Here is a 14,977-nt window from a genome sequence, read left to right on the forward strand (position 1 = left end):
AACCAAGAATATTCATAAAAACCACTTATCCTGCTACTTGGCGCTTCATTTCCACATTATTTTATATGACGGGCGTTTCACTCTTCCGCCCCCACACCTTCAGTGCAGCTCCAACTACCTGTGGCCCTTATTCTCTATCGCAAAGCCGCCATCTTCAGCACCTTAGCCACTATTATTCTTGACTTTTATGCCAATATGATTGTTATTATGTATACCTTTGCAGTCGAAAAAACATTCATTATGGCAAAGAGAGCATACATAGAGAAAAACAAGGCATGGCTGGAAGACAAAGCCCGCGAAGAAGGCGTACTCCAGTTGCCGCGCGGTGTGTACTATCGCATCATCCACAGCGGAGAAGGCACTACCCACCCTTCACCCAGAAGTATCATCACAGCCCACTACCGCGGCTCCACCATCGACGGTCATACCTTCGACTCGAGTTATGGCGGCACGCCACTGGCCATCAGGCTCTGCGACCTAATAGACGGTTGGATTGTGGCACTGCAGCAGATGGTCGTCGGCGACAAGTGGGAACTGTACATCCCGGCAGAGATGGGCTACGGCAAATTCTCCCAACCCGGAATCCCTGGCGGTTCTACCCTCATCTTCGAGATTGAACTCTTGGGAATCGGCTGATACAAGCCACTTTTGCCCCATCAAGGCAGTCTGACCAATGGCCAACCCTCCTGTTTCGGAGACCATCATGGCCATCATCGGCACCATCATTGTTAAAAAAACCAAAATCGCGAACAAATAAACGGATATAGTTCCCCGTTTCACATTGAAAATTAGTAATTTTGCAACCGATTTGGTGTTTACTCACCTTATCATCGAGTTAATTAACATAATGTCTAACTTTTTTATTTATTTCATTTATTAATTTTATGTCAGATTTTAAGAACGTACAGCCGTTGGCAGACTTCAATTGGGACGAGTTTGAGAATGGCACTAATGCAGGCTCAAACATTGACGACATTCAGAAGGCTTACGACGAGACCCTCAACAAGGTTACAGAGCATCAGGTAGTAGAAGGTACCGTAATCTCTGCTGACAAGAAAGAGGTTATCGTTAACATCGGTTACAAGAGCGATGGTATCATTCCCGCTTCTGAATTCCGCTACAACCCCGACCTCAAGGTAGGTGACAAGGTTGAAGTTTACGTTGAGAACCAGGAGGACAAGAAGGGCCAGTTGGTTCTGTCTCACAAGAAGGCACGCCTGGCCAAGAGCTGGGACCGTGTTAACGAGGCTCTCGCTAACGACGAGGTTATTCAGGGCTACATCAAGTGCCGCACTAAGGGTGGTATGATTGTTGATGTATTCGGAATCGAAGCATTCTTGCCCGGTAGCCAGATTGACGTTCATCCAATACGCGACTACGATGTATTCGTAGGCAAGACCATGGAGTTCAAGATTGTCAAGATCAATCAGGAGTTCCGCAATGTGGTTGTTTCTCACAAGGCTCTTATCGAGGCCGAGCTTGAGGCACAGAAGAAGGACATCATCTCTAAACTTGAGAAGGGTCAGGTACTCGAGGGTACTGTTAAGAACATCACCTCTTATGGTGTATTCGTTGACCTCGGCGGTGTTGACGGACTCATCCACATCACCGACCTGTCTTGGGGCCGCGTAAGCGATCCTCACGAGGTAGTAGAGCTCGACCAGAAGATCAACGTTGTTATCCTCGACTTCGATGAGGAGAAGAAGCGTATCGCTCTCGGTCTGAAGCAGCTTACTCCCCACCCATGGGAGGCTCTGGATGCCAACCTGAAGGTAGGCGACCACGTCAAGGGCAAGGTAGTCGTTATCGCTGACTACGGTGCATTCGTTGAGATTCAGCCCGGCGTTGAAGGTCTTATCCACGTTAGCGAGATGTCTTGGAGCCAGCACCTCCGCTCAGCTCAGGACTTCCTGCACGTAGGCGACGAGGTAGAGGCAGTTATCCTGACCCTCGACCGCGAGGAGCGCAAGATGAGCCTCGGTATCAAGCAGCTCAAGGAAGATCCATGGCAGAGCATCGATACCAAGTATCCTATCGGCAGCAAGCACACCGCTAAGGTTTGCAACTTCACCAACTTCGGTATCTTCGTAGAGCTTGAGGAAGGTGTTGACGGCCTTATCCACATCTCTGACCTCTCTTGGACCAAGAAGGTTAAGCATCCTTCTGAGTTCACACAGGTAGGCGCTGAGATTGAGGTTGTTGTGCTCGAGATAGACAAGGAGAACCGTCGTCTGAGCCTCGGCCACAAGCAGCTCGAGGAGAATCCTTGGGATGTTTACGAGACTCTGTACACTGCAGGTTCTGTACACCAGGGCAAGATTACCGAGATGATGGACAAGGGTGCCGTTATCACTCTCAACGAGGGTGGTGAAGGCTTCGCTACTCCCAAGCACTTGGTTAAGGAAGACGGCTCACAGGCTAAGCTCGGCGAGGAACTCCCATTCAAGGTTATCGAGTTCAACAAGAACTCTCGCCGCATCATCCTTTCACACTCTCGTACATTCGAGGATGAGAAGGAAGAGGTTAAGCCCGTACGCAAGCACGCTGCCAAGAAGCAGGACGCTCCTGTTATCAACAACGTTGCTGCCAGCACATCACTCGGCGACCTCGATGTATTGGCCGAACTGAAGCAGAAGATGGAGAAGGGCGAGTAATATCAGCCTAACCCATTAAAAAATAAAGAAAGCCCGCAAAATTTTTGCGGGCTTTCTTTTTTATTCCAACGATTATTAGTAACTTTGCAGACACATTTAAGATGTACCAAGAATGTTTCATCCCTTGAAACATTATTTTATATAACCACATCACATATTAATATATATGTATAGCAAAGAAGAACTGATAGCAAAAGCTATTCCTGAACTGTTGGATATTGCGCACAGCATGGGTGCTGTGACCACAGGCAACAGCGACCAGGAGAGCCTCGCCTATGCCATTCTGGACAAGCAGGCAGAAGACGAAGGCAATAAAAATCCACTTGGAGCCAAACGCCGTAGAACACGCATCATCAAGAAGGAAAGCGACAAAGTATATACCGTGAATGGGAAAGAAGGCGAGAACTTCGACTTGAAGAAAAACATCAACACCCACAAGGAAGAACCCGGACTTTTTGCCAACGAAGAGTTACTCAACAAAGACGCCGAGACTCCAGTCGTGGCTGATGAAGAGCCTATCGAGAAGCCCAAGCGTCGCACACGCAAGACCACCAAGAAAGAGGCTGAGGAAGCCACTCCTTCAGAAGAAACACCCGTAAAGGACGAGCCCGCTACCGAGGAGCCCGCTACTGCTGTTCAGGCAGAGACAGCCCAGACCAGTGAGCCCGAAGCTCCCGAGCAGGTAGAAGAGCCCCAGGCAGAGCAAGCCGACTTCGTTCCCGAAGCCCAGTTTGCCATGGGCGATCAGCCCGCTGCAGAAGAGGGCGACAGCGAAGGACTGATAGCCAAGTTGCAGGCAAAAATCAACGCCCACAACGAGAACATCGACAACAGCCCGATGGTTACCAACGACGTATGGGAAGGCGACCCCGGTGATGGCACCGATTTCATCATCACCCACGACCTGCCCATCGAAGACGAAGGTGTCGTGCCCACCTACGACATGTTCGATAATCCCACTACCCCCGTCAACAATACCGTACAGTCATACCAGCAGCCCGTGCAGGAGAATGTTACCAAATACGACTTCTCCGACATCATCACTGCCAATGGCGTGCTCGAAGTTATGCAGGACGGTTACGGCTTCCTGCGCTCAAGCGACTACAATTACCTCTCTTCTCCTGACGATGTCTATGTTTCCAACGCCCAGGTGAAGCATTACGGACTGAAGACAGGCGATGTAGTCCAGTGCCATGTACGTCCACCCCATGAGGGCGAGAAGTATTTCCCCCTTACCAGCATAGACAAAATCAACGGACGCGAGCCCGCAGAAGTCAGAGACCGCATCCCGTTCGAACACCTTACCCCACTCTTCCCCGACGAGAAATTTACACTCTGTGGCGACCGCGCCACGACCAACCTCTCTACCCGCATAGTAGACCTCTTCTCTCCTATCGGTAAGGGACAGCGCGCCCTCATCGTGGCCCAGCCCAAAACGGGTAAGACCATACTGATGAAGGATATCGCCAACGCCATAGCAGCCAACCACCCCGAAGCCTACCTCATGATGCTGCTCATCGACGAGCGTCCTGAGGAGGTTACCGACATGGCCCGCACCGTCAATGCCGAGGTTATCGCCTCTACCTTTGACGAGCCTGCCGAGCGCCATGTCAAGATAGCCGGCATCGTGCTCGAGAAGGCCAAGCGCATGGTCGAATGTGGCCACGATGTTGTCATCTTCCTCGACTCCATCACCCGTCTGGCCCGCGCCTATAACACCGTTTCCCCTGCCTCTGGCAAGGTGCTCACCGGTGGTGTCGACGCCAATGCCCTGCAGAAGCCCAAGCGTTTCTTCGGAGCCGCGCGCAACATCGAAGGCGGCGGTTCGCTCACCATCATTGCCACCGCTCTCATCGACACTGGCAGCAAGATGGATGAGGTTATCTTCGAGGAATTCAAGGGTACCGGCAACATGGAGTTGCAGCTCGACCGCTCACTCAGCAACAAGCGCATCTTCCCTGCCGTCAACCTGGTGGCATCAAGCACACGCCGCGACGACCTGCTGCAAGACCAGTTTACGCTCGACCGCATGTGGGTATTGCGCAAGCATTTCAGCGACATGAACTCTTTCGAGGCCATGAACGAAATCCACGATACTATGGTAAGAACCAAGGACAACAACGAGTTCTTGATTGCCATGAACGGATAAGCAGCAATACATATTACGACTATCATCGAGGGAACCGTCTTTACAAGACAGTTCCCTCGATGCGTATATAAACTTCTATTAACTGTTCACGAAGCAAAAAAACATGGTCATATCCTTTGTCCTGCCCAAGACTTTCTGTAACTTTGCACCCAAGTTCTGCACCGCCCCATTCGTAGCGGGGATGCACAATAATAACCACATAAACATATTGACCGGATATGAAAGTATTGAAATTCGGCGGTACATCAGTAGGTTCCGTCAAGAGTATTCTGAGTGTAAAAAGCATTGTTGAAAAGGAAGCCAAACGCCAGCCAGTCATCGTCGTCGTCAGTGCGTTGGGAGGTATCACCGACAAACTGATTTCCACCTCCAAACTGGCTGAGAACGGCGACGACAAGTGGAAACAGTCATTCGACGAAATCGTTGACCGTCACTACATGATGATTGACACCGTCATTACTGACAACACCGCACGCGAGCAGCTTTTTGCTACCATTGATATATTATTAGACCAGCTGAAGAGCATCTTCTTCGGCGTTTATCTGGTCCACGACCTCAGCAAGAAATCTTACGACACCATCGTCAGCTATGGCGAGCGCATCAGCTCTCACATCGTTGCAGCCATGATACGCGGAGCCCGCCGTGTCAACTCCCTCGACTTCATCGTCACCGAGCAGAAGAACGGGCGCCACATCCTGGACAGCGACCTGACCCACAAGCGTGTGTGCGAAACCTTTGCCAACCTCTCGCGCATCTCTATCGTGCCCGGCTTTATCAGCCGCGACCGCGACACCCACGACATCACCAATCTGGGTCGTGGCGGCTCCGACTATACCGCCGCCATCATCGCCGCCTCGCTCGATGCCGACGTACTGGAGATATGGACCGATGTCGACGGTTTCATGACTGCCGACCCGCGCGTCATCAAGAACGCCTATACCATCAGCGAGCTCAGCTACATCGAGGCAATGGAGCTCTGCAACTTCGGCGCCAAGGTCATCTATCCGCCCACCATCTACCCCGTTTGCGTCAAGAATATCCCTATCAAGGTCAAGAACACCTTCAACCCCGGAAACCCTGGCACCATCATCAAGCAGCAGATAGCCAATGACTTCAAGCCCATCAAGGGTATTTCGAGCATCAGTGGCACCACGCTTATCACTGTGGCGGGTCTGTCTATGGTGGGCGTCATCGGTGTCAACCAGCGCATCTTTACCGCACTGACCAACGGTGGCATCTCCGCGTTCATGGTTTCCCAGGCTTCATCCGAGAACTCCACCTCCATCGGTGTCCGCGACGCCGATGCCGAAGAGGCTGTCAACGTGTTGAACAGCGAGTTTGCCAAGGAGATAGAGACCGGAGCCATGTTTCCCATGCACGCTGAAGGCGGACTTGCCACGGTGGCCATCGTCGGCGAAAACATGCGCCATACGCCTGGCGTGGCGGGCAAGCTGTTTGGCACGCTGGGACGTAGCGGTATCTCTGTCATCGCCTGTGCCCAGGGAGCCTCTGAGACCAATATCTCCTTTGTCATCCAAGGCAAATCTCTGCGCAAGGCGCTTAACGTCTTGCACGACTCGTTCTTCCTGTCCGACTATAAGGTGCTCAACCTCTTCATCTGCGGTATCGGCACCGTAGGCAGCATGCTCATCGAGCAGATACGCAGCCAGTATGAAGAACTCAAGGAGCACTCGCGCCTCAAGCTCAATGTCGTGGGAATAGCCTCGTCCAAGAATGCCATCTTCGACCGCGACGGACTGGATCTCAGCCACTACAAAGAGATGCTGCAACAGTCATCGCCAAGCAATATAGAACTGTTGAAGGAGAAGATATTGGGAATGAACATCTTCAATTCCGTGTTCGTCGACTGCACCGCAAGCAAGGATGTGGCACAGATTTACCAGACCCTGCTCGAGCACAACATCAATGTGGTTGCCGCCAACAAGATTGCGGCTTCGTCAGACTATCAGAGCTATATCCGACTGAAGAACACGGCGCTGGAGCGTGGCGTCATCTATCGCTTTGAAACCAATGTGGGCGCCGGACTGCCCATCATCGGCACCATCAATGACCTGCGCAACTCAGGCGACAAGATACTCAAGATTGAGGCGGTGCTCAGTGGCACGCTCAACTACATCTTCAACGAGCTGTCTGCCACCGTCCCATTCTCCGAGACCGTAAGATTGGCCAAGGAGAACGGCTATTCCGAGCCCGACCCCCGTATCGACCTCAGTGGCACCGACGTGATACGCAAGCTGGTCATCCTCACCCGCGAAGCCGGCTATCAGATAGAGCAGGCCGATGTAGAGAAGCATCTCTTTATCCCCCAGCAGATGTTTGAGGGCAGTACCGACGATTTCTGGGCCAAGCTGCCCTCCTTGGACAAGCAGTTTGAAGCCAAGCGTCAGCAGCTGGAAGCCGAGGGGAAGCGTTGGCGCTTCGTGGCAGAGATGGAGAACGGTGCGGCCAAAGTCTCTCTCAAAGAGGTGACCAAGGGGCATCCCTTCTACAATCTGCAGGGCTCCAACAATATCGTGATGCTTACCACCGAGCGTTACAAGGAGTTCCCCATGCTTATACAGGGCTATGGAGCCGGCGCCGGGGTCACCGCAGCCGGAGTCTTTGCCAACATCATGTCTATAGCCAACATCTGATTAGTAGTCACTATACGCTAAGAGGGTACAAAGCCAATCACTTTGTACCCTCTTCGCGTATATATATGTATGTGTCGATTACTCTGGACGCACATCCACCGCGTCGGCCATCAGGTGCATGGCGGTCTCATCGATGCCCTGACTCTGCAGCAAGTTTATGTCGGCCTCAAACGAGGAATAGATGCTACGGCTTGTACCCTTGTCGCGCCTGCCTGCCATAGCGAGATAGGCTCTGAACACCTCCACGGCTTCTGCCACTCGTCCCGACAACCACAGACTGTACCCATAGTTCAGACGGTCATCGGCATTGTCAGGACATTTGGCACATAGCTTCTCATACTCAGCCACAGCCTGCTCGCTGTTGCCCTGGTTCATCATGCCCCACAGCATCACACGCACCACATCCATGTTGTCGGGATTGTTGTAGTACAGTTTGTGCAATGTCGGCATCGCCTCCTCCACCCTGCCCGACATCACCAGACACAGAGAGCGGTTAAGCAGATAGTTCACATTGTCCTCATGGATGCCTGCCAGACGGTCATAGCAACTCAGTGCTGCCAGATAGTCCTTGCGGTCCAGACGACTATGGGCGGCGCCACGCAGCACATACTCGTTGTCGGGATATTCGGCCACCATCACATCATACATCGTCGCAGCCGTAGCCTTGTCGCCATGCTGCCACAGGTAGTGGGCGACAAACAGACGGTCAGACAGTCTCAATGGCATTGGCACTGCTGCAAGCAGAGTCAGCACTGTGGTGTGATAATGTTCGTCCTTGCGCGTGTCCATGCTATCCATAAAGCGCAAGGCGTCATAGCACATTTCCTTATAACCATCCGTGTCGCCGAAGAGACGGTCGTCGGCAACGAAGACATTGACCACATCAGGCCGCTGACGCATCCTGAAACAATCGACGAAGTTGTCCTTCATCGCATACAACTGATGGAAACGGAAAAGGTCATGGAGATAATTGCGGCGGATAAACGAGGCCGATGTCATGTCTTCAGCAGCCATCGGCATGACGCCGCCCTTGTTTTCAATCATTGCCTTGCGCAGATTAGCGGGCAATTGGGTCATCATCTTGGAAAACAAGATGACAAAAGAGTATTTGTCGTTGTCGCAGAAAGGAAGTGCAGAGAGCATGCTCTTTATCACCTCATGGGCATCTTCCGGTTCTGCGCTTCCCGAGTCTACAGATGGGTTGTCCCAGAAGAACGGCTCAAACCAGTGGCTTAACTTGGAGAAGAAGCTATAGCGCTTGGCTTGACAGAAACCGCCATAATAGATATCCCGCCCTTTGGCTGCCATCTCTTTCATTCGGTTCATGACCGTCTCCACTTCACTCATCATATTTTCCGAATCCTCCGGATGCAGGATGTCATGAAGGTCAGACGATTGGGTGATATCCTTAGAGAGTTGGGCGAAATCCATATTCCCCTGCTTGAGCAGCGTAGGCATGATATCGCGCTTGATACACTCATCATCATACAGGGCATTGACGCTGGTCATGAGCTGTATCTGCATTTCTTTGAGATGCTCCACGCCTTTGTCGTGTTCTACTATCATATCCACCGTGCGCTTCTGGCCTTCCACCATCAGCGTCTGGTTGCCATCGAGCGACAAGGCCCAGCCCACCAGTGCCCGTTGGCGCACGCTTTCTGCCACATCAGCCACATAGACCGCCGCCAGCACCTCCAGTTTCTTCAGGTCGAAGACGTTGACGCAGGCCAGCATGATGGCCCCCACTATCCATTGGGCATCCACCGTATCGATGGCGGGCGAGGTGAGCAGCATCCTGTAGAACGACGCGTCGGCATCATTCCACTGGTTGGACAGCAGGATATGGTCAAACAGGCGCCCCATATACGCATCGTGCGCCTGCAGCAACTGCCGCCGATGTTCTTCCCGACTCTCGGGCGCCTCGAGCGAGAGCATGGCCATATCAGCCACATGGTCTTCCAACCGCTGCCTGATAGCGTCAGGGTCGAAATCAATGCGACTGGACGCCAGCCGATAGGCGGCGTCATGATAGGAAGGATTGTCTTTTTTCTTGAGTTCTACCTGTATGTTCTGGATTAGCCTATAGGTTTTGCCAATCATTTCGTCATACAAGTCATTGCGACGCTCGTCGGTATATCCACGACGCATGAAGTCGAGCATCAGGTCATAGTTGCGGCGTATGTCATCGACATCACCCGAAAAGGCGTACAATGCCTGTTGTTCTATCAACTTTGACAGGCGGGTCAATGTGTTTGAGAGCCGCCGATGAGCGTTGAAATCTTTCAGTATTGTCTGTATGGCGTTATCCATAGCCACTGTGTCTTAGAGTGATTGCTTATCGCTGCTTGGGCAGGGCGATGTGCGGGTAAGAGTACTTGGGCAGCCTGTCTATGGTCTTGCCATCGGTATGGCAGACCGCCTTCACCAGGTCGGCATAATGCTTTACACCATAGTGGTTGAGCGAATCACAGGCTCTGTTATATCCCTCGACAAACGCGGTGAGCTGCTTCACGCGCTTTTTGTCCTTCATCAGATGGGCACCTGTCACTACCACACCCAGATGTTCCTTCATTTTCCGGCTGTCTTCGATTACCGTGTGCTTGAACATCCTGGCTGTCGTGGCCTGTGGCTCTGTCAGCCACATGGCATCCATTTCGTTGTTTTTCAGCATATCCAGCCTTATGAGTACATCATTGATTTGCACCCTGAATACAGGTGCAGAGGTCTTGACACCGTCGAGGGCCTTGTCGGTGAGATAATCGGTTGCCGAGTAGCGGGTCATCGCCACCATCTTGTCGCCCAACTGCGCCGCCGTCTTGACACGCGCCGTGCGGTTGGCTATCAACTGCCAGTAGGCATCGGTAGGCCCCATCGTCAGAAGCCCCACCCCGTGCTTGGTCATATGCTCCACACGCTTCAGGTCGGTCACTGCCACCTCCACGCTTTTGCCTTTGAGCGCCGTGTCACAGTCTATCTGCGCATTACGCACCTTCAGCCTCAAGTCCACTTGCGTGCTGTCATACCAGTGTTTCTGTTTGGCCAGATACACAGGCATACAGTCGAGCGTAGGTAGCACCGCCACCTTGAGCGCAGCCGCTTCCTCTTGCGCCAATCGGGCTCTTTCTGCCCGGCTGAGTCTTACTTTCTCTTCATACGACTGGCCGCAAGCCGACAGCAAGACAATGACAGCAAGCAGGAATATTGGTTTATGTTTCATCTGTATTCACATATTTATTTATATGCAAAAGTAGCAATATTTTTTGATACAATAAAAAAACTTAGTACTTTTGTGGTAATCAATATACAAGACAATGGCCAAAGACAAGATAGCGTACGTCTGCTCGGAGTGCGGACAGGAATCGGCGAAATGGATAGGAAAATGTCCGAATTGCCACAAGTGGAACACTTTCAAAGAGATACGTATCTCAGCCGATACGGGCACCACTGCCGCCAAGTCGGCTGCGCAGACGCTCAATGCCCACCGCAGCGTGGGCGAGGGCCACAGCCATGCCCTGCGACTCCGCGACATCGCCGCCAAGGAAGACCCGCGCATCGACACCCACGACAGCGAGCTCAACCGTGTATTGGGTGGAGGCATTGTGCCCGGCAGCATCATCCTGTTGGGTGGCGAACCCGGCATAGGCAAGTCTACCCTCACCCTGCAGACCATCCTACGCATGAGCGATATGGATATACTCTACGTGTCTGGCGAGGAGAGCCCGCACCAAATCAAGATGCGCGCCGAGCGTATCGGCAAGGGCAACAGTGCCCTCGACCACATCAGCATACTCTGCGAGACGTCGCTCGAGAATATCTTCGCCTGCATCAAGGAGGTCAAGCCCCAGCTGGTCATCATCGACTCGATACAGACCATATCCACCGACGACGCCGAGTCAAGCCCTGGCAGTGTGACTCAGATACGTGAGTGCGCCTCTTCACTGTTGCGGTTTGCCAAGACCAGCAGTATACCGGTCATCCTCATCGGACACATCACCAAGGAGGGTTCGCTCGCCGGCCCCAAGACGCTGGAACACATCGTAGATGCTGTCATCCAGTTTGAGGGCGACCAGCACTATATGTACCGCATCCTGCGCGGCATCAAAAACCGCTTTGGCAGCACCTCCGAACTGGGCATCTACGAGATGGAGCAAGACGGTCTGCGTCTGGTGGGCAACCCTTCAGAACTGTTACTCACCGAGGACCACGCGGGGCTGTCAGGCATAGCCATCAGTGCAGCCATCGAGGGCGTACGCCCCTTCCTCCTGGAGACCCAGGCACTGGTTTCGTCGGCAGCCTATGGCACTCCCCAGCGCTCGGCCACGGGTTTCGACCAGCGCCGACTCAACATGCTGCTCGCCGTATTGGAGAAGCGGGTGGGATTCAAGCTCATGCAGAAAGACGTGTTTCTCAATATCGCCGGCGGACTGAGAGTCACTGACATGGCGATGGACCTCAGCGTGATTGCCGCCGTATTGTCCAGCAACGTAGACACCCCCATCGAGGCAGGATGGTGCATGTGTGGCGAGGTGGGTCTCAGCGGCGAAGTACGTGCCGTCAACCGTATAGAGCAGCGCATCGCCGAAGCCGAGAAGTTGGGCTTTACCGACATCGTCATCCCCGCCCTCAATCTGAAGAGCGTCAACCCACACAAATACAATATCAAGCTCCATCCCGTGCGTAAGGTCGAAGAAGCCCTGCGCGTCCTTTTCGGATAGAGCCTTCACCCCCGACAACAGCAAGAGCACCTTGGGCATGCCATAATGGATAGCCCAAGGTGCTCTTGCTGTTGATACGCCTCTCCCGTTATTCTTCGTCGTAGACGGTATGGTCTTCGATGCCGGCATCGGCCAGAGCCTCGATGCGCTCACGACAGGTACCACACTTGCCACAGTGATGCTCGCCACCCTTGTAGCAGCTCCAGGTCTCGGCATAGTCTATGCCCAACGCCTTGCCATGGCGGGCTATGTCGCTCTTGGTAATCCCGGTATAGGGAGCCAGCACCTCTATGCCGGGATAGGTTCCCAGCCGCGTAGCTTCAGACATGGCGCTGACAAACTCAGGTCGGCAGTCGGGGTAGATGGTGTGGTCGCCGCCGTGATTGGCCATCATCACATATTTCAGCCCGTTCGACTCAGCCACACCTGCCGCTATCGAGAGCATGATGCCATTGCGGAAGGGCACAACGGTCGATTTCATATTCTCGTCATCATAGTTGCCCTCGGGGATGGCCTCGGCGCCCTCCAGGAGCGAACTCTTGAAATACTGGTGCATAAATCCCAGATTGATTACGATATGCTTGATGCCCAAGCGCTCGCAGTGCATGGCGGCAAAGGGAATCTCACGCGCATTGTGATTGCTGCCATAATCAAACGAGATACCCAGCGCTATACGCTCCTTGTATTCATAGAGCATGGTGATGCTGTCCATGCCTCCACTTACTATCAAAACAGAATCTTTGTTCATATTGCTTATTGTTATCACCCTGCAAAATTAGACAATAAATGGTTAATACCATCGTTTTGTTCCCGATTATTTTTGATTTCATCATCGAGGGCACTACTTTTTTGGCCCATCCGTATAAAATTATTAAGGTGTAATGACTTTATCATCAAAAAAAGCACTAACTTTGCATACAGATAATATAACCAATCATTAAAATACAAACGAAATGAAAATCGATCAATTCAACTTTGCCGGTAAGAAGGCAATTGTCCGTGTAGATTTCAACGTGCCACTGGACGAGAATGGCAACGTAACCGACGACACCCGTATCCGTGGTGCTCTGCCCACCTTGAAGAAGGTACTTGCCGATGGTGGTGCCCTCATCATGATGAGCCACATGGGCAAGCCCAAAGGCAAGGTTAAGCCCGAGCTTTCATTGGGTCAAATTGTAAAGAACGTAAGCGCCGCTCTCGGTGTTGAGGTTAAGTTTGCTCCCGACTGCGGTAACGCCAGCGAGGCTGCAGCTGCCCTCCAGCCCGGCGAGGCACTGTTGCTCGAGAACCTCCGTTTCTATCCCGAGGAGGAAGGCAAGCCTGTAGGCGTAGAGAAGGGTACACCTGAGTTTGACGAGGCCAAGAAGGAAATGAAGGGCCGTCAGAAGGACTTCGCCAAGAAGCTCGCTTCTTACGCTGATGTATATGTTAACGACGCCTTTGGTACAGCTCACCGCAAGCATGCTTCTACCGCCGTTATCGCTGACTACTTCGACGCCGACAGCAAGATGCTGGGCTACCTCATGGAGAAAGAGGTAACAGCCATCGACAACGTGCTCAAGAACGCCCAGCACCCCTTCACCGCCATCATCGGTGGTTCTAAGGTAAGCTCTAAGCTCGGTGTCATCAAGAACCTGCTCGACAAGGTAGACAACCTCATCATCGGTGGTGGTATGGGTTATACCTTCATCAAGGCACAGGGTGGCCACATCGGCGAGTCTCTCCACGAGGACGACCTCATGCCCGAGGCACTCAATGTAATGGCTGCTGCCAAGGAGAAGGGTGTAAACCTGAGCCTCTCTGTAGCTACCGTTGCTGCCGACAGATTTGCCAACGACGCCAACCGCAAGGTGGTAGACATCTTCAACATCCCCGACGGATGGGAGGGTATGGACGCCTCTGAGGAGAGTCTGGAGCACTGGAAGAAGATTATCCTCGAGTCTAAGACCATCCTGTGGAACGGTCCTGTAGGCGTATTCGAGATGGAGAACTTCGCTCACGGTACTGGCGAGATTGCTAAGTATGTTGCTCAGGCTACCCAGGAGAATGGCGCATTCTCACTCGTAGGTGGCGGTGACTCTGTTGCAGCTGTCAATAAGTTCGGCCTGGCCGACAAGGTATCTTACGTATCTACCGGTGGTGGAGCTATGCTCGAGGCCATCGAGGGTAAGGTGCTCCCCGGCGTAGCTGCTATCGAGGGCTAAACCAGCATATCCTATATCATTAGTATCATATCAGGCGGAAGGGTCGCAGAGTGACCTTTCCGCCTTTTCTTTATCCCTGCAGTCTGCCCCGCTCCACCTCTGATTACCCCTACATCGCAGGCAGCCATCCATGTCATTGTTTCTCATGTCTTTGCCGCCGTGGCAACCACGGTTGGCGACGCGTATCTTACGGCACGCGCTTCCGCACCGCTTGATACGAATATCCGTTTCAAACAACGCGCGCTTGCACACCAATCGTTACGAGCCGCCCGCGAGGGTCAGGAGAGTTGGGATGGTGGTCACAGAGATTAACGAATATACTCGCGGAGAAAAGTAGAGGTAGTCACATTTTTACTGGAGGTCATCATAATTTTACTGGAGGTCATCATAATTTTGCTGGAGGTCATCATAAATCTGCTGGAGGTCATCATAAATTTGCTGGAGGTCATCATAAATTTGCTGGAGGTCATCATAAATTTGCTGAAGGTCATCATAATTCTGCTGGAGATGGTCACAAATTTGGCGAGCGTGTGCTCGGGGGGTGTGAAGGTGGGTGCGGGGGTGCTGAAGGTGGGTGCGGAGGTGGTGAAAGTGGTTGCGG

At 52.7% G+C, this 14,977-nt stretch carries 10 protein-coding genes; 7 read left to right on the forward strand and 3 right to left on the reverse strand.

Annotation, left to right across the window (positions count from 1 at the left end; translation table 11 throughout):
* Positions 1 to 240 precede the first annotated feature (240 nt).
* The 4 genes from CIK95_RS05970 to thrA all read left to right on the forward strand — a co-directional run bounded on the left by CIK95_RS05970 (position 241) and on the right by thrA (position 7,457).
* Positions 241 to 636, forward strand: a complete 396-nt coding sequence (locus CIK95_RS05970) for an FKBP-type peptidyl-prolyl cis-trans isomerase (protein WP_094387122.1) — start codon at positions 241 to 243, stop codon at positions 634 to 636.
* A gap of 248 nt (positions 637 to 884) precedes the next feature.
* The gene (rpsA, locus tag CIK95_RS05975; RefSeq protein ID WP_094466527.1) at positions 885 to 2,654 is read left to right on the forward strand and encodes a 30S ribosomal protein S1; all 1,770 of its coding nucleotides are present in this window, start codon (positions 885 to 887) and stop codon (positions 2,652 to 2,654) included.
* A 166-nt stretch (positions 2,655 to 2,820) separates the two neighbouring features.
* A complete protein-coding gene (rho, locus tag CIK95_RS05980) occupies positions 2,821 to 4,803 on the forward strand; it encodes a transcription termination factor Rho (RefSeq protein ID WP_094466528.1) in 1,983 nt (660 codons plus the stop codon).
* Positions 4,804 to 5,021: 218 nt separating this feature from the next.
* Entirely contained in the window at positions 5,022 to 7,457 is a 2,436-nt protein-coding gene (thrA, locus tag CIK95_RS05985; RefSeq protein WP_094466529.1) for a bifunctional aspartate kinase/homoserine dehydrogenase I, read from the forward strand.
* 78 nt (positions 7,458 to 7,535) lie between these two features.
* Here thrA and CIK95_RS05990 read toward each other — a convergent pair whose 3' ends face one another.
* Both CIK95_RS05990 and CIK95_RS05995 read right to left on the reverse strand, forming a co-directional pair.
* Positions 7,536 to 9,704, reverse strand: a complete 2,169-nt coding sequence (locus CIK95_RS05990; protein WP_158215101.1) for a M48 family metallopeptidase — start codon at positions 9,702 to 9,704, stop codon at positions 7,536 to 7,538.
* A gap of 88 nt (positions 9,705 to 9,792) precedes the next feature.
* Entirely contained in the window at positions 9,793 to 10,674 is an 882-nt protein-coding gene (locus CIK95_RS05995) for an ABC transporter substrate-binding protein (protein WP_094388490.1), read from the reverse strand.
* A 94-nt stretch (positions 10,675 to 10,768) separates the two neighbouring features.
* On the opposite strand from CIK95_RS05995, the gene radA reads away from it, so the two are divergent.
* Positions 10,769 to 12,172 carry a DNA repair protein RadA gene (gene radA, locus CIK95_RS06000; RefSeq protein ID WP_022310212.1) on the forward strand — a complete coding sequence of 468 codons (1,404 nt, stop codon included), beginning with the start codon at positions 10,769 to 10,771 and terminating at the stop codon, positions 12,170 to 12,172.
* Between the two features lie 88 nt (positions 12,173 to 12,260).
* Here radA and queC read toward each other — a convergent pair whose 3' ends face one another.
* Positions 12,261 to 12,920, reverse strand: coding sequence for a 7-cyano-7-deazaguanine synthase QueC (gene queC, locus CIK95_RS06005; RefSeq protein ID WP_094466531.1), 660 nt, complete (start codon positions 12,918 to 12,920; stop codon positions 12,261 to 12,263).
* A 205-nt stretch (positions 12,921 to 13,125) separates the two neighbouring features.
* Here queC and pgk point away from each other — a divergent pair, with 205 nt between their 5' ends.
* Both pgk and CIK95_RS06015 read left to right on the forward strand, forming a co-directional pair.
* Positions 13,126 to 14,376, forward strand: a complete 1,251-nt coding sequence (pgk, locus tag CIK95_RS06010) for a phosphoglycerate kinase (protein ID WP_094466532.1) — start codon at positions 13,126 to 13,128, stop codon at positions 14,374 to 14,376.
* Positions 14,377 to 14,769: 393 nt separating this feature from the next.
* Positions 14,770 to 14,977 (forward strand): hypothetical protein (locus tag CIK95_RS06015; protein ID WP_144007754.1); only part of this gene is annotated, 208 nt, incomplete at its 3' end.

It is taken from the genome of Prevotella sp. P5-108 (assembly GCF_002251385.1).
Classification (GTDB): domain Bacteria; phylum Bacteroidota; class Bacteroidia; order Bacteroidales; family Bacteroidaceae; genus Prevotella.